Source organism: Streptomyces sp. DSM 40750, from assembly GCF_024612035.1.
Taxonomy (GTDB): domain Bacteria; phylum Actinomycetota; class Actinomycetes; order Streptomycetales; family Streptomycetaceae; genus Streptomyces.
In genome coordinates, this window is record NZ_CP102513.1 from 11,141,446 (window position 1) to 11,156,949 (window position 15,504).

At 70.1% G+C, this 15,504-nt stretch carries 14 protein-coding genes and 4 pseudogenes; 9 read left to right on the top strand and 9 right to left on the bottom strand.

The annotated features are described in order from the left end of the window. Positions 1–41: 41 nt before the first annotated feature. A pseudogene (locus JIX55_RS48800) lies at positions 42–338 on the bottom strand (aldehyde dehydrogenase family protein); the annotation flags it as partial. A gap of 207 nt (positions 339–545) precedes the next feature. Here JIX55_RS48800 and JIX55_RS48805 point away from each other — a divergent pair. Together JIX55_RS48805 and JIX55_RS48810 are read left to right on the top strand one after the other, a co-directional pair. After that, positions 546–929 carry a hypothetical protein gene (locus JIX55_RS48805; RefSeq protein WP_257561464.1) on the top strand — a complete coding sequence of 128 codons (384 nt, stop codon included), beginning with the start codon at positions 546–548 and terminating at the stop codon, positions 927–929. A gap of 292 nt (positions 930–1,221) precedes the next feature. After that, entirely contained in the window at positions 1,222–3,141 is a 1,920-nt protein-coding gene (locus JIX55_RS48810) for a hypothetical protein (RefSeq protein WP_257561463.1), read from the top strand. A 166-nt stretch (positions 3,142–3,307) separates the two neighbouring features. On the opposite strand, the gene JIX55_RS48815 is transcribed toward JIX55_RS48810, so the two are convergent. Together JIX55_RS48815 and JIX55_RS48820 are read right to left on the bottom strand one after the other, a co-directional pair. Then, entirely contained in the window at positions 3,308–3,601 is a 294-nt protein-coding gene (locus tag JIX55_RS48815) for a hypothetical protein (protein ID WP_257561462.1), read from the bottom strand. 171 nt (positions 3,602–3,772) lie between these two features. After that, positions 3,773–4,150 carry a transposase gene (locus JIX55_RS48820; RefSeq protein ID WP_443046343.1) on the bottom strand — a complete coding sequence of 126 codons (378 nt, stop codon included), beginning with the start codon at positions 4,148–4,150 and terminating at the stop codon, positions 3,773–3,775. A gap of 540 nt (positions 4,151–4,690) precedes the next feature. On the opposite strand from JIX55_RS48820, the pseudogene JIX55_RS51750 reads away from it, so the two are divergent. Next, a pseudogene (locus JIX55_RS51750) lies at positions 4,691–5,048 on the top strand (IS1380 family transposase); the annotation flags it as partial. Positions 5,049–5,176: 128 nt separating this feature from the next. Here JIX55_RS51750 and JIX55_RS48830 read toward each other — a convergent pair. Further along, positions 5,177–6,028 (bottom strand): MBL fold metallo-hydrolase, encoded by an 852-nt coding sequence (locus JIX55_RS48830; protein ID WP_257561461.1) that lies wholly within the window; start codon positions 6,026–6,028, stop codon positions 5,177–5,179. Positions 6,029–6,585: 557 nt separating this feature from the next. Between JIX55_RS48830 and JIX55_RS48835 the strand changes: the two are divergent. Beyond that, positions 6,586–6,675, top strand: a pseudogene (locus JIX55_RS48835) (tetratricopeptide repeat protein); the annotation flags it as partial. Positions 6,676–6,987: 312 nt separating this feature from the next. Here the strand turns inward: JIX55_RS48835 and JIX55_RS48840 are convergent. The 4 genes from JIX55_RS48840 to JIX55_RS48855 form a co-directional block, all read right to left on the bottom strand. Beyond that, positions 6,988–7,407: a hypothetical protein gene (locus JIX55_RS48840; RefSeq protein WP_257561459.1), complete on the bottom strand. Its 420-nt coding sequence runs from the start codon at positions 7,405–7,407 to the stop codon at positions 6,988–6,990. 154 nt (positions 7,408–7,561) lie between these two features. Continuing rightward, positions 7,562–7,723 (bottom strand): hypothetical protein, encoded by a 162-nt coding sequence (locus tag JIX55_RS48845; RefSeq protein WP_257561458.1) that lies wholly within the window; start codon positions 7,721–7,723, stop codon positions 7,562–7,564. Between the two features lie 810 nt (positions 7,724–8,533). Beyond that, on the bottom strand, positions 8,534–8,689 hold the full coding sequence (locus JIX55_RS48850; protein ID WP_257561457.1) for an ATP-dependent DNA ligase: 156 nt from the start codon (positions 8,687–8,689) through the stop codon (positions 8,534–8,536). After that, positions 8,686–9,132 (bottom strand): ATP-dependent DNA ligase, encoded by a 447-nt coding sequence (locus JIX55_RS48855; RefSeq protein WP_257561455.1) that lies wholly within the window; start codon positions 9,130–9,132, stop codon positions 8,686–8,688. Before JIX55_RS48855 ends, JIX55_RS48850 begins: the two co-directional genes overlap by 4 nt. A gap of 799 nt (positions 9,133–9,931) precedes the next feature. On the opposite strand from JIX55_RS48855, the gene JIX55_RS48860 reads away from it, so the two are divergent. The 4 genes from JIX55_RS48860 (at position 9,932) to JIX55_RS48875 (ending at position 13,335) form a co-directional block, all read left to right on the top strand. Beyond that, positions 9,932–10,372, top strand: coding sequence for a VOC family protein (locus tag JIX55_RS48860; protein WP_257561454.1), 441 nt, complete (start codon positions 9,932–9,934; stop codon positions 10,370–10,372). Between the two features lie 17 nt (positions 10,373–10,389). Further along, the gene (locus JIX55_RS48865) at positions 10,390–10,599 is read left to right on the top strand and encodes a hypothetical protein (protein WP_257561453.1); all 210 of its coding nucleotides are present in this window, start codon (positions 10,390–10,392) and stop codon (positions 10,597–10,599) included. Between the two features lie 344 nt (positions 10,600–10,943). Continuing rightward, positions 10,944–11,240 (top strand): hypothetical protein, encoded by a 297-nt coding sequence (locus JIX55_RS48870; RefSeq protein ID WP_257561452.1) that lies wholly within the window; start codon positions 10,944–10,946, stop codon positions 11,238–11,240. A gap of 757 nt (positions 11,241–11,997) precedes the next feature. Then, the gene (locus JIX55_RS48875; RefSeq protein WP_257561451.1) at positions 11,998–13,335 is read left to right on the top strand and encodes an FG-GAP repeat domain-containing protein; all 1,338 of its coding nucleotides are present in this window, start codon (positions 11,998–12,000) and stop codon (positions 13,333–13,335) included. A gap of 409 nt (positions 13,336–13,744) precedes the next feature. Here JIX55_RS48875 and JIX55_RS48880 read toward each other — a convergent pair. Beyond that, positions 13,745–13,959: pseudogene (locus JIX55_RS48880) on the bottom strand (transposase); the annotation flags it as partial. A gap of 111 nt (positions 13,960–14,070) precedes the next feature. Here JIX55_RS48880 and JIX55_RS48885 point away from each other — a divergent pair. Next, positions 14,071–15,471 carry an IS701 family transposase gene (locus JIX55_RS48885; protein ID WP_257561450.1) on the top strand — a complete coding sequence of 467 codons (1,401 nt, stop codon included), beginning with the start codon at positions 14,071–14,073 and terminating at the stop codon, positions 15,469–15,471. Positions 15,472–15,504: the final 33 nt, after the last annotated feature.

A 15,504-nucleotide genomic window follows, 5' to 3' on the forward strand; every position in this document is an offset into this window, starting at 1 on the left:
GAACCCCCTGATCATCGGGCCGCACAGTCTCAACCGCCCTGTCACGCGAGGGAGATGACCACCGACTTGACCTTCGTGTACGCCTCCAGCGCCTCCGGGCCGGATACCCGTCCATAGCCGGGCTGCTTGAACTGCTTGACGCCGCCGAAGGGGATGGCGGGGTCGAGCCTTGCCCAGTCGCTGACCCAGACGATGTCGGCCTGAAACCGTACGGCGACCCGGTGGGCGCGGGCCACATCGGTCGTCTGCAGGCCGTCGGCCAGCCCGTACGGTGTGCTGTTGGCCAGCGCGACGGCCGCTTCCTCGATGTCGAAGGGCTGGACGGTCAGAACCGGTCCGATCTTCGAGCTGCGGCGGTACTTCGTTCGCAGAGCAGCTCTGTTGGCCACAGCACACCCAACCGGACCAGAGCCCGTTGAGAGCTTCGCAGCCACGTGAGCGAGGGAGCTGGCCTGTTGGGGCTCTGCGCTCTGGGCCTTCGCACGGCAGAGTGCCTCTCACGGCATGCCTGAGCAGGCTGCCGGCCCTGCGGGCAGACTGTGCGTATGCAGCTCCCCGCCGAAGCCGTTGCCGCCACCGTGCTGATCGAGGTCGTGAGGATCTCCGCCCTCCCGAGCAAGCAGAGCGCCTCATATCCCGGCAGGGCGGTCGCCCACTGGGCTGGGAGCGAGGCCGCCGACGCCCTGACCTTGATCGAGAACCTGCCCGGCAGCGAACAGTATCGCTGCGGCTTCTCGCCGGGCTGGAGCGTTCGGGCGTACGAGGACTCCCTCGACCTGGCACTGTTCGAGGCGGCGTTCTGTTTTAGATGCCACGAAGTCCGTATGCACGGAACGGCCGTGCCACCCGCGCTCGGCACGCAGTTCTTCGACGCGGACGCCCCGCCGGCCCAGGCCCTCCTGGCACTCTTCCGCGCCGCGGCCCCGTAGCCGGCCCATTGGACGAGGGGCTGCGCAGCCCTCGGGCCGTCAGCTTCCCAAGAGTCAGTACAGGTCAGAGCTTCCGGGTTGACGTGGTCTTGCAGCGCGGCTGCCGGGCTCTTTCGGTACGCGCAGCAGGCGGATGTGGAGGTGCTCGACATCGACCTTCCAGTGGGGCCAACTCGAGCCGCCCGGGCGGGGCCGAACGACATCGCAGCCAATGACGTGTACGCGGGTGAGGGCCGGTTGCGCCTGGGCTGAGGGCCTTGTCCCACCGCGAGTCGGCGTGGATCATGACCGCGTGCAACACCGAGAGGAACTCCACGAACTGCTCCCGTGCGCCGGACTCACGGTCGTCGAGGACATGCGCCCGGGCAGCCTGTTCCCGCCGGAGGCCGGCTGGCGGATCGCGCGGGGGATCGCGGCGCCGGACGGCGCGGTCCGGGAGGCGCTCGACGCCGCGTGGTGGCGCCGCCTCGCAGATGCCGACGGCGAGTTCCTGGTGGCCGTCCTCGGACATCGGATCGGCGGCAACGACTCCTGGTGGACCCGGGTCCGCTACGCCGGCGGCGGTGTGCCGGGGCTGACCGGCGACCCCGGGTTCGTGGCGCTCTCCCTCGACGGGCAGGTGCTACTGGCGGAGGTGCCCGGCTCGGACGGGCCTCGGGTGACGGCCCTCGACCGACTGCCGGAGCGGCTGGAGGAGGCCGCCGAGGCCGCCGGGCGCGAGACGGAGGTCGAGCGCGCCGAGGTGTGGGCAGCGGTGCCCGGCCGGCCGGCATGGCCTTTGCACTGGGCGGAGGGGATCGGGTCCAATCCGGCCGCGCCGGACGAGCTGCTGATCCGGCTGCTGGATGTGGAGACGGGATTCCTGCACGGCTGCGACCGGCCCGCCGTACTCGACGCCGCCGTGGCGCATCCCGATCCGCGGGTGCGCTCGGGGCCCGCGGACACCTTCCGGCCCAAACTCACGTCCGATCAGTGGGTACGCCTGGTCCGCGCCGAACCGTCGCCGAGCCGGCGCGTGCTCTGGGCCGAGCATGCCTGCGCCTGGGGCGTCGAACTCCCCGGGGACCTTTACGACGACCTCCTCGCCGGCCCGTCCCGCGCTCAGGCCGCCGAACTCCCGGGGCTCCCCGCACACCACCTCCCCAGCCTCGCGGCCGACGCCGATCCCCGGGTGCGGGCGACTGCCTGCGCCCGGTGGGAAGACCTCGCCGCGCCGCTGCGGGCGCGGCTGCTGGCCGACACCGACGACACGGTGCGTACGGCGGCGCTGCTCGCCCACCACACCGGCGTCCCCATGCCTCGCGAGGTCTTTGCCGCGCTGCCCGCGCCCCGGCGCGCGCTCGAACAGTGCCGTCTCTCGCCCGAGCTGGAGATGGAGCTGGTCCGGGACGGGGACGCAGAGGTACGCCGAGCGCTGGCCGCCAACCCGCGGCTCAGTGCACACAGCGTCGCCGTCCTGGCGGAGGACCCATACGACGACATCCGCTCGGCGGTGGCACTGCGGCCCGACCTCGACGAGGAGCAGCGTGCCGAGGTGCGCTACGACTTCGACCCGACGTCGATGTCGCGCACTCTGCCCTGGGTCGAGGGCCTGCACGGTGACGCCGACGCGATGCGCCGCCTCGCCGTATCGTCCCATCCGCTCATCCGCCGAAGCGTGGCCCGTGCCCGGCATCTTCCACCGGACGTCGTGGAGCGTCTGGCGCGGGACGAGGACCGGACGGTCCGCCTGTTCCTCGCCGAATCGTGCGATGACGCGCCGGCCGAGATGCTGCTGGAGGTCTGGCGCTGGTGGGACGGCAGCTTCACTCACCCCGACCGCCCCCGCAGCCACCCCAACTTCCCCCTTACGGGCCTGCTGCGCTACGCCGACGACCCCGGTGAGCGAATGCGCCGCCTGGCTCTGGACGATCCGGAGTCCACGCCTGCCGACGTCGCACGTCTCGCCCGCGACCCAGAAGCCGAGGTGCGCCGCCGCGCGGCCGAGGACACCCGGCTGTCACCGGCCGACGCGGTGCGGCTGCTGAACGACCCAGCGGCCCACGTCCGCGGGGCCGCGATGCGCAATCTGCGGCTGCCGGCCCGCGTCCTTGCCGGGCTGCTGCACGACCGCGACACGGCATGCGCGGCGGTCACCAATCCGGCGATCCCGGTCCCCGTCCTGCACCGAATCCTGGCCGCGGCCGCGGCAGCCGTGGCAGCCCGGCGCTGAACACCACCACCCCGCAGGGCGGCCGTGCCGGTCTGACCCTGAACTCCGGCAACCCCCGGGTCGGGTTCGGGGATGGCGGCACGCAGGACGGCGAGGAATGCGGTGGCCGGCGTGCAGGCAGTGACGTGGCGGTGCCGGGGGGTCCACTTGCGGACCTGAGGCTGGGTCAGGCCGACGAGCTGCTTGTTGATCTTGTTGTCCTCCTCGATCTGCCAGCGGCCACCGGCCCTGGCGATGTTCCCAGGACCGTGGTGCCGGCGGGGATGTGGACGAGGAGGTAGGCGATCTCGCAGTGGAGTTGTCCGTCCTTGCCGCGTCGGTCGGGGTGCAGGGACCGTCGCAGCACCAGCCAGTGCGTGAAGCCATCGGCCGGTTTCTCGTCTTTGACCTGCACGGCGAAGGTCGTCCAGTCGTAGAGACGCTCGCCCTTGGCGCCGTCGCCGCAGGAGCGGCGTTCCACTGGTCACGGACCTTCGCGCAGTGGAGCAAGTCATCGGCGCGCTTCACGGCCGGCTGGCGCGGCTTGTCCGGCGGGCCGGCGATCGGGAGGTCGACCGGGACGCCGAACACGTACGGCACCTTCCGCCCGTCGCACCAGGCCCGAAGCTGCGGGTCACGGCCGTAGCCGGCGTCAGCCGGCACCCAGGAGAACGGCACGTGGGTCGCGCGGGCCTGCTCGGGCATCGTGATGGCCCGGTCGGGCTTGGTGGCGATGGTCTGGCAGTTGCGCATCGCTGGTCAGCCCACAGCGCTGGAAGGTCACCCCTACCGACTTGGTGCCCTTCTTCTGAGCCCGGGTGTCATCGATGACGGGTGAGGCGTCTTCGCCGCCCAGATGCGTGATGACGTAATCGCGGACCGCGTCACTCAGCCGGTCGGCGTCCCCACCGAGCCGTTGAGCAGCCACTGCATCCGGTTTCGCGGTCACGTGCCCGGCATGCTCCGACAGCGTCCAGCCGTTCTTCTTCGATAGCGCCGCCAGCAGCCCCGCAATGAACTGCGCGAACACGGCCCGGGGCTCCGGCCGATTGAACACATACCCTAACGAACCGGTCAATGAGGATGAGGACAGCCCGACATCCCCCGGGCTATCTGCTCAGCCGTCACACCCAGCATCATGCCCGGTCAACGATGCCACGCAGGCTCCGTCACAAGATCTCCGGCTTTAGTGCGTGCGGCCGGGCGGGAACCGTAGAGCGGTTGGGCGGCAACGCCCACGGGGCGGTCGTTGTGGCGATGGGGCGCATGGCCGCGTATTTCGACGTCACCACGCGGATCTGCGCGATCGCCGACTCGTCGAGGTGACCCCGGGGCAAGGGTCGAAGACGGTCCGGGTGCAGGCGAGGCTGTTCGGCGGCGTCGAAGGGGGGTCCGAAATCCAGGAAGAGGGGAACACCTTCCTGGGAAGCGCCTCCTACCTGGCGTGGGTGAAGATCGCGGACTAGCCCTGACCTCCGCCTTTCACTTGCGGCTCGGCGTCCGGATCCTGAGCGGAAACGCGGAAGTGCCTCTTGAGCTGGGGATGTGGTGGGGAACCTGGCACGTGCAGCGATTGTCCTCGTTCGATCTGGACGGGGGCATGCGCCACCAGGTCCTCCTCACCGACACCCCTCCCGGCGAAGGCTCCCTGCAGCATCTGGAGGTCCGCCCACCGGGCGGGCGCCCGCGTCGAGGTCCGCATCAGCTGTGGCAAGACCACCGACTTCGGACGTTCCCCCTCCCGCCACTTCCAGATCAGCGCCACCTTGCTACCGGCTGCTGCATCCAGCCGCCCGCATCACCCGCGGAGGCCGCCGCTCCACCTGCGGATCGCCGCCAGCTGGCCCTGGCGACATGAGCTGGCGAACGCCCCGCCTGGCGGCCTGCCGAGGCCGGCCACCTGGCCAACGGCGCTGCCTCTGCCCACCCACGACCCGAGGAACCCCGAGCGGCTAAAGCGGCTGCGGGACGCCCGAGGAAAGCGTCCTGCAGCCCTGCCCCTGCCAGCCGCGTCACCAAGCTGTCGGACAGCACACCTAGAGGGCCACGGCCACAGTCACGTCCCCGACGGTCGTGGTTGTTCCGGTGGTACCGAGCTCTCGGCGACCGCCATCCACTGGTCCAGGTCGGCCTGGGTGAACTCTGCCCACGGGGGGATTCCGGGGAGCTGGCGGAGGAGGTCATAGGCCTCGGGGATCTGGGCTCCGCGGAGGACCGGGCAGTGGCAGCCAGCGATGACCTCGGCGTTCAGGCGTTGGAAGTCGTCCACGACCCTCCCGAACTTCTGGGTGTCCAGCAACGCGACCCAGGGCGAGACCAGGCGTCCGCCGAAGAATTGGCCGTCGTGGAATTCGTCCGCGGACAGCGCCGCTACGTCCGGCATCGGGGTGGGTACGTTCGTGGCGAAGGTGTCGACGGCCCACAGGACGTTGGTCTTGGGGTCGAAGAGGGCGCGGGTCGTGGGGTTGTCGTACAGGGGCGGTCGTTTGGCGACCAGGGTGCGGTCGCCCGCGTCGATCGTGTCGCCGTCGGTCATGAAGCGGCACCGATTGACGGGGGTCTCCCACTCCTCGGCCATACGGCCGATGGAGAACCATGTCGTCAGCAGGGTCGCGTTCGGGCATTCGGCGAGGACCGCCAGGAGGTTGCCGGCGTGGTCGCGGTCGTCGTGGGTGAGGAAGATCCACCGTACGTCCAGGGGATCCACGACGGACCAGGCTGCCTCCAGCCACTGGGAGCGCACTGCGGGCGCCCCGGTGTCCACGAGGACCGGTTCTGCTCCGCGGATCACCATCGAGTTCATCGGGAAGTGGCCGACCGGCGGGGCCTCGAGGGCCCACGGGATGACGAACGTCTCCTCGGCGATCTTGTACGGCTGCAGAAGGTTGAACGTTTCCATGGTTGTCATCGCTGCTCTCCCTAGAACGGAGTCGCGCAGCATCCATGAATCCAGTGCAGCCCCGTGGCGGGCCATCGTCAAACGCAGAACGTTCATGAGTCCTCGTTGGTGTGCTGACGGGGACTCTGTGTTGCGAGGTGCGGTCCTTTTTCGGCGCTGGGGCAGGTCCACGGCCCGGTTGTCGCGTCGGGTGAGCGCAGTGTTCCACTTTCCCGGTGTGGCGGTGCGGATCGGTGGGGCGGGTCAGCCGGGGCTCGGCAAGGCGTTGAGCTGGTCGATGGCCCTTACGACGTAATAGTCGATTGCCTTTACCACGTATTAGAAGACGGCACACGGCACAGCGAATTCCACCGCTGCCACGAAGCCGGCGGCGGGGGAGCAGGACACCGAGAGCCAGACCGACCAGCCACTACCAGCACCTCACCGACACGACCACGTCCCACCTCGGCCCCGACCACCCCGACACTCTGACCGCCCGGGGCAACTTTGCCCGGTGGCGGGGGGAAGCGGGAGATGCGGCCGGAGCCGCGGACGAGTTCGCCCAGTTACTGCAGCATGTGGTGCGGGTGCTGGGTGAGGACCACCCCGGCACGCTCACCACCCGCCACAACCTCGCACGATGGCGAGGCGAGGCAGGGGACGCCGCCGCTGCCGCAGCCGACCTCGCCGAACTCCTGCCCGACCAGTTACGGATCCTCGGCTCGGACCACCCCGACACCCTCACTACCCGGGCTACCTCGCGTTCTGGAGGGGCCGGGCTGGAGATGCCGCCGGTGCCGCAGCCGGCCTCGCGCCGTCCAGGCCGTCGTCGGCATGGACAACCTCGCCCTCGGCCGCATGGTTGGACAGGGAGACTGCCCCGTTCAGGCTGTGTGATCACGGCACCAGGCACCAGGCACCAGGCACCAGGCACCAGGCACCAGGCACCAGGCACCAGGCACCAGGCACCAGGCACCAGGCACCACGCTTCAGGCGCAGCCCGGCGGCTCGTGCTCGGTCGGTACGAATTGCATCGTGGGCATCCCGGCCGCATCGAAGTTGGCCGTGTCCGGCCCGATCAGGGTCATGTAGCCGGCGAGTCTCTGGCTTTCCTGGGAGGGCGGTTCCCCCTTGACCTGCTCGACACCGGGGAACACGGAGTCGAGGACCCACCAACGGCCGCCGAACTTAACCCACTTGATCCCGCAGTGCGTATAGATGTCGTACTGATACGGCTTGTGCTGCTTGGGCTTTGCGGGCCCTTCCTGCCACTTGCCCTCCGTGACGGTCCGGGCGGGCAGGGTAGGACCGGTGTATCCCTCGGTGCCTGGGCTGTCGGACGAGGAGGAGCAGCCGAGGAACAGCCCGGCGCTCAGGAGCAGTACAGCGGCTTGGCGCGACACGTTCATGTTCCTCAGACGCTGCGGATGCGTGTTCCGTTCGGCCCCTGCGGGTCTTACGGCTGCGACGATCGATCTGGGCAGCCTACCCGAGGTCGATGCGCGTCCTCGCGGCGCTGTCCTGCGGCATCGAGGCACAGAACAGACACTAACGAGTCCCTCATCAGTGTTTGAGCAGGAAGTGGAGGATGGTCATCACGCCGATGCCCACGATGAGGGCGACGCCGAAGGTGGGCTGGAGGAACGCGATGTTCGTACCGATCCCGCCGACGAGCAGCAGCAGCGCGGTGCGCGCGTCCAGCCCGCCCCCGTTTCCGTTGTTCACCGTGTAGCTGCCTTTGCCGAAGCGATAGGGCCGTCCAGGGCGTCCGCGCGGCGTGCGGGGGTGATGAGAGCGAGGGCGGTGGCGACCAGCCGACCGGCGGCCAGGGCGGGGGTTGCGCTGGTATAGGCGAGTGCCGTCATGACCAAGGGGGCCCCTGGAGCGGGCGGTACGGTGCCGCGTGGATGTGCGGCTGTGCCGACCAGTCAGCCACGGTCGACGCTCGGCGCAAAGGACTGTGAATGACAGCGAACATGCTGGTGGGCAGCCCGACCCGGTCGCTGCCTTCGCCGTGTGGTTACAGCAGCCGCACCGCGAGGCGGGTAGGAACCAGCTATGCGCAGCTCGTGCGGCGCAGCCGACGCCGCTACCCGCAGGCCACCGTGCGCGAGGGAACCACCTCGGAGATGCTCAACGGCAAACGCCTGCCACGCTGGGAGATGGTCGAGCCGGTCGCCTGGGCGCTGAGCGGGGAGACGGCGGTAGCGGCATGCTGGCAGCGCTGGATAGGATCCGACGCCGCCCGAACGCCCGCCGCCCGAACGCCCGCCGCCCCGGCCGCTGCCCGGCCCACCCGCCTGCCGTGCCCGCCACGGAGTCGACCGAACCCATGCACGCGCCCCGTGCCACGCAGAAATGCCAGTAACCGGTCTCTGCACCCCCCATCGTGGGTCTTCAGCTGAGATCTGCCGGGCGACCACGACCCTGCCGCACAGCCCGATCAGCCGGTGTGCGGGTCCTTCGGCCACGGCGAGGACCGCCGCACCCTGGCTGCGCTGCCGAAGGCACGCGGAGCACAGGCGGCAGCGTCGGCTATCCGGGGTTGCCGAAGCGTTCGACGTCGCCGGGGGAGAGGTCGGGGCGGGCGCGGTACCTGCGGGCCGGGTGCCGCCAACGCCCGGCACTGTCCCGGGTGACGTCGACGCCGACTTCCACCACCAGCTCGGGCCGCACAAGGGTGACACTCAAGGTCTCCTCGTGCCCCACCCCGCAGAGAACGTCCAGCTCGTCCACGGGCGCTCGCTTCCGGCCGGGGCCAACAGCGGTGCGAGAGCATGGCCGGCCGTTTGCGGCAGCGTGGGGGTGCGGCCGGTGTACTGCGGCCGCCCGCCCTTGTCGAAACGCCCCAGCAGCAGAGTCCGCGGCGCCGTCAAAGGTCCGGTGAACGCGCCGACGATCGCCTCCTGCGTTTCGCGCACCTTGTACTTGCGCCATCCGCGCGCCGACGGCTCATGCCGGCTGTCAAGCCGCTTGAAGACGATCCCCTCCAGGCCCACCGCCGACCACGACAGCCACTCGTTCACCGTGTCGGCCTCGGTGGCCGACGGGCACAGCGCCCACGGTGCCGTCAGCGTGTGCTCGGTGAACAGATCCTCCAGTGCGGCCCGGCGCCGCCGGTACGGCCACGCCATGGTGGCCGTGCCCGAGGCGCACCAGGCCGAAGGCGACGAAGTGGGCAGGCCACAGATCGGCGAGCCGGGCCGCCGCGGAGCCGCGCCGTTGCAGCCGGCCTGGAGACGCTCGAACGCGAGACGCTCGGACTCCCCACACGATCAGCTCCCCGTCCAGCGCCGTGGAATCCGGCAACTTCCTGCTCCCGGCCTCGATCTCCGGGAACGACGCGAGCAGGTCCGTACCCCTCCGTGAGCGCAGCACCACCCGCCCGGCATCCACCGAGACCAGGGCCTGCCACCCGTCGTTCTCCAGAATCCCTGATCTCTCATGAGTCATCAGGCGCCGACGCATCGGTCACCCCGCCGCCGCGATGTCGCCACGTTCCCGTCCACGGATGCTCGGGCCCAGCGGGGCCAGCGCGGCCCACAGCTCGCGCCGGCGCCGCGCGGGCCCGGACGGGTGCGGCGAGGGCGAACGGCACGGGGAACTCCACCCGCCAAGGGTGGCCCGGCACCGTCAATCAATGGGGTAAATGGGGGAGGCGCAATGCTCAAGCGCGCACGCTGCGAATCGTCGAGGAAGCACGGAAAAGCGGCGACGGCACGCTACGGCTGATCGTCTTCATGGGAGTGGCCACCTGTGCCGTACTCACCCTCGGTGGTGGCGCCCGGCTCGCGGTCTGCTGTAGCGGTGCTGAGGCGCGATCCAGATTTTTCGGAGTTCGGCGGTCTGCGGATGTCGAGAACGTGCCACCGGCTCCGTCCCAGGGACATCAGCGGCCACCACCGGCCGCACGAGGAAGAGGGAGAAACCGGCATGGCGATTCAGCGGATGGACAACGTCGGCATCGTCATCGAAGACATGGATGCCGCCATCGCGTTCTTCGTGGAACTCGGTATGGAGCTGGAGGGCAGGGCGGAGGTCGAGGGCCTCGTCGCCGACCAGTGCACCGGACTCGACGGCGTCCGCTGTGACATCGCGATGCTCCGGACCCCGGACGGTCACAGCCGGCTCGAGCTGGCGAAGTACCGCAGCCCCGCGGTGATCAGCGCCGGGCCGCGCAACCGGCCGCACAACATTCTGGGCACGCACCGCGTCATGTTCGCCGTCGACGACATCGAGGACACCGTTGCCCGTCTGCGCCCTCACGGCGCCGAACTCGTCGGCGAGATCGCCCGGTTCGAGGACAGCCATCTGCTCTGCTACGTCCGCGGCCCGGAGGGCATCATCGTCGGACTGGCCGAGCAACTGCGCTGAGAAGGAGGAACCGAACCATGCAGCCGAACGAGGTCATCGAGGTTCTGAACCGCCCGATCAGCCAGGAGCTGCTGGCCCGTGACGTGACCCGCCTGTCTTACCTCGCCAAGGACGGAACCCCGCGCGACGTACCGATCGCCTTCACCTGGAACGGGTCGCACATCGTCATGTGTACGACGAACAACGCGCCCGAACTTCCGTGGCCACCCTCGCGCACAGGCTCCTGAAACGACGGCACCAGGAGGTGAGACACATCTGAGTGTCTGGAGAACCATCCCACTTCGGCTCGCCCGCCCACCCGGGCAGCAGCACCGGGTCGGGCACAGGGGCGGCGAGCATCGGTTCCGGCAGCGTCCACGTCACAGACCCATGCCTTCCACCCAGCCCCTCCGTCCGTAAACCGAGCGGCGTGTGCGCTCCCGACCATGGGCCCGACCACGCCGGACCATCACCCCGACCACGGCAGGTCGGCGCGCTACGACACCTCGCCGGCCTCACTGGCCTCGCTGTCCGAAGGCCCGGTGAGCACCGCGGGCCCGTCAATGTCAGTGGCGGCTGGAAGGCTGGTCGGATGAACGGAGACGAGCAGCTGCTGCGCGGCCGGGTGTACGGCCACGACCACGACGACCCCGACCCCGGCCCGGTGCCGCACCGGACGTACGCCGCGCTCATGGGCGGGCCGCTGGACGGACTGCTGCTGGACATCACGGGATGGCGACCGGAGGAAGTCGACGACGGCGCCGCTCTGCCCACCGAGCTGTCGCGGTGGCCCGGCGGCCGCGCGCTGTACGACCCGCACCCGAGCGAACCCCGCACGCCCGGCCCGGGTGTGATGTGCCGCTTCTACTACTCCGGCGACACGCCCTGACCGTCGCCCCGACCATGGGCCCGACCACGGGCCCGACCACGGCAGGTCAGCGCGCTGGCGTCCCGCGCCGCCCGCCCGCGCACCCGGCGTTCCTCGAGGAGCGCGCCGATGACGGCAGCGTTCCGGGTGACCGCTTCCAGATCCTCGGAGAGGGGCTGGGAAATAGTCGCGGCGGAGGGCCAGCAGTCTTCCGTGTTCACCACGGCCCGCGGCCCAGGCGATGGTTCCCGTCTTGTCCTTGACCAGATGGGTGGCCGACCTGGCACCGCCAGGTAGGACGGCGCGGCGCCGGTCCTCCGGCACGATCGTCGGGTCGACTTCGAGGCCGGTAGTGTCCGGGCCTCCGGAGGCCCGGTATTGCTGTGCGGCCGCCTGGTACTCGGCGAGGACGCTGTCACGGCGGTCTTCCGATACGAGCACCGGGATGGACGCGCGGGTCAGCGTTGCCGACACCGCCGCCGTCGCGGCGATGGTCATCCCTATCTTGAAATGCAGGCCGATCCACAGACCCCGTAAATGTGTGCCCCCACGCATTCCCCTACGTGTACGCGTCCTCCGCATCGGCATCAGTTCGAACCGCCCGCAGGACCGTACGAGGCCCGCGGAGCGGGCCCAACTCGATCAACGCAACGCGGCGTGCCCGGCCGACTGGGCACGCGATCTCGTCACCGTCACGCGGCGTACCCGGAGCCCTGGTTCTCAACGGATGATTATCGACTGAGCGCAACCTTCTGCGCTCGTCCGAGGTCCTAACACCGTGCAGAGACGATCAACTCGACTGTGGGCCTTCCCCTGCGCCCTGCTGCTCGTCGCCGCAGCCGTGCTGTGGTGGCTGGAGAAAGCGGCATCCGGGCCGGGGGCGAAGCCGACCGCAGGACGCGCCTCGGCGTATCCGGACCCGGACGACTTCAACGGGGACGGGTTCGGGGACCCGGTGGTGTGGACCCGCTCCGGTCTGACAGTTCTGTACGGAGGGGCGAACGGGCCGCATGCCGACGTACGCACCGATGTGCCCGCGTCCGCGTCGGACGCCTTGGCCCGCCCGCATCCCCTTCGCGCCGACCTGGACGACGACGGGTTCACCGATCTGCTGATGGCGACGGAGAGCGGCGTCGTCCGTGTGCTGTGGGGCGGAGCCGAGGGGCTCTCCCGGCCCGTCGACCTGTCTTTGAGCACGACGACCAATACAGGCAAGACAACCACGATGGCCAAGACACCTCCCGCACTCGGAGACTTCGACGGTGACGGCAGCACGGATCTGGCCCGTCCCGGCGGCGCCACCGGGCCCGAAGTCGTCTGGTACAAGGGGCCGTTCGACCGCTCTGGCCGCCCCGCAGCACGGCGCGAGGCGGCAGGACCGCATTCCGAAGAAGGCGTCCCCTACAGAGTGCGGGCTGGGGACTACGGCGGTGACGACACCGCGGACTTGCTGCTCGACTTCGCCACTACGGACCCGGAGAGCGACGACCCGAGCGCTCCGGTCGTCTCCGGTGGCACGTTGCTGCTCGGCGGGGAGGACGGTCCGTCCGCGGCGAGGTCCTGGGCGGGAGCTCGGCCGCTACCCCGTTCCGCGTCCGGCACTTGGAGCGTAGTCTTCGGCGGCTACGGGGACGACCGCACGCTCGACGTCTTGCGTGGCGGCGCCACAGACCCCGTCGCCACCTTCCACGACCTGCCGGGCCTCGCCCCCGGCCAGCTCACCGACCCCGGCAACCGCGGTGGGAGCACTGGCGACGTGGACGGCGACGGCCGCCTCGACGCGGTCACCGGCGCCTACGGGGCGAACTGGTGGCAAGGTGTCGTCTTCGAGGTGCGGGACGTCGCCCACGCGGACCGAGTGAACCTCCGGTCGATCGTGACGAAGGACGTCGGGCTTCCGTACGACGCGAAGCGCACCAGGCCGTCGAGCGCGCAGTTCGCCCCGCATGCCCCGCTCCTCGACGTGAACGGCGACGGCCGCGACGACTTGGTCGCCTCGACCCGTGGCAAGAACCCCCAGGTCGTGTTCGTCCCGGGCTCCGCCGAGGGCCTGGACGCCGATGGCGCACACCACTTCAACCTCGCTGGCCTGCTGTACCCCGAGTCCACCGGATGACGGCGGCATGCCGTGTCCTGGCGGACACCGCGGCGGCGCCGCAGTGCGGGCAGACTCCACGCCTGCGTCATCTGCGGAAAGAGGTACAGAAACAGCTTTCAGAAGCCTGCGGACATAACGACTCGACCTTCCCCCTGCCTCTGCGAGTCACCGAAGGCCCGCTCAGCCCGGGGGAAGGCATCAAGAAGGCCGAACTGCAGCTCACCCAGGGCGGGTTCGGGCGCGTGCCTTCCGTGACCCCGAGGGCTCCGGGCGGCGCTGCGTGCAGTTGTGCATCCTGTCGTGGAACGTGCTGGGCGCGCGGGAGTGGGACGACAAGGACGATCGAAGATCCAGGCCATGCATCCCGCGGACCTCGCCCGGTATCTCGGCACGTACGCGCAGCTGGTGATGGCGGCGCGCGGCACTGGTCGGCGGCAGTGTTCGAGCCCGCGTTCCCAGGCCTGAGCAGAGCGGCGACGGGTTCGCCGGTCTCGCGGCGGCCCGTGGTCGACGAACCCCATCAGCGGGTGGTCACCGTAGGTTTTCCAGGTCCGGGCGGCATCCTGCTTGTCCGCGTGGGTCGACGACCAGGCCTCCGTCCAGATCCACGGTCACCTGCCCACCGGCGTCCGGAGCCCGACCGGCGGCAACTTCCCAACGTGTCTGCGGACGCACCGGCAAGAGCCTGTTCGACGACGGGTCGGGTTGGTCTTAGGCCGGTGGTGTGAGCCAACTGCCTGGCTGGGGCTGAAGATGACTGCTCGCCGTCCGTGTCCGCCCGCGCCGGGACCGTTGGAGGACTACGCGGCTCGGTTCGACGACCTCTTCTTCAGTCTGGCCCAGCGGCGGGGGTTTCGTGAGTATCTGACCGGGCTGCTGGCGCCGCGGGAGCGGAACAAGACGATCACCTGCCTGGCAGGGGCAGAGCCGGTGGCCGGTGCGGGGATGCCGGGGGTGCAGCGGCTGCAGTTCTTCCTGTCCGAGTCGCCCTGGGAGGCCGAGCAGATCAACGACCGGCGGCTTGAACTGCTGTGCGAGGAGCGGGCGACGGCTCCGCACGACGGCGGGGTCATCGTGATCGACGACTCCGGGGACCGCAAGGACGGCACCGCGACCGCGAATGTGGGCCGGCAGTGGCTGGGCCGGCTGGGCAAGACGGACAACGGCATCGTCACGGTGACCACGGTGTGGACCGACGGCCGCGTCTACTACCCGCTGCACGCGCACCCCTACACCCCTGCCCACCACTTCGCCCGCGGCCGGTCCGATCCCGCCTTCCGCACGAAACCACAGCTGTCCGCCGCTCTCGCGGCCCGCGGGAAGGAGGCGGGCTTCGGCTGCCGGGCCGTGGTCGCCGACTGCGCCTATTCCGTCAGCGACGACTGGTACCTCGCACTGCGCGAGGCCGGCCTGGCCTACGTGGTCGCGCTCAAGCCGCACCGTGGCACCTGGGCTCCGGCCGACCAGCCGCACACCCCGATCGAGGCCGCCCACGCCCTGACCTGGCTCGATGCCAGACGCCCCGGCGACTGGACGGCCGTGGAGCGTCACTTCCGCGACGGGCACACCGAGACCTGGTGGGCCGCCGATGCCCGATTGGGCGGCTACGGTCCCGACTCGCCCTGCCGTCTGGTCGTGGCCACCACCGACCCAGCCCGGCTGCCGGAGAAGGCCACCTGGTACCTGGCCACCAACCTGCCCCACCCCGACGCACCCCACGCCGCCACCAGCCCGCATCCGCCGGCCGACCTCGCCGAGATCGTCCGCCTCTACGGCCTGCGGCCGTGGATCGAGCAGAGCTACAAACAGATCAAGGACGAACTCGGCTGGGCCGACTTCCAGGTCCGTTCCGACCGCGCCATCCGCCGCCACCAGACCCTGGTCAACTGCGCCTTCTCCTTCTGCTGGGACCAGTGGTTCGCCCCACCCGGACCCCTGGATGACACCGCCCCGGACCCGTGCCCCGACGAGGGGCCAGAGAGGGGGACCAACCGAACCCCAACTGCCCTGCTGGCCCAAGGCATTACGTTCGGTCCGCGCCTGGCTCACCCCTGCCACCACCCTGAACCGATGGTGGCGATCCTGGACGGACAGAGACCCACCCTCCGAACTCCAGGCCCTGATCGACGCGGTCACCACCGGACACGGCCTTGATCTCTACCTCCGGATTTAACGAACTACCGCTAC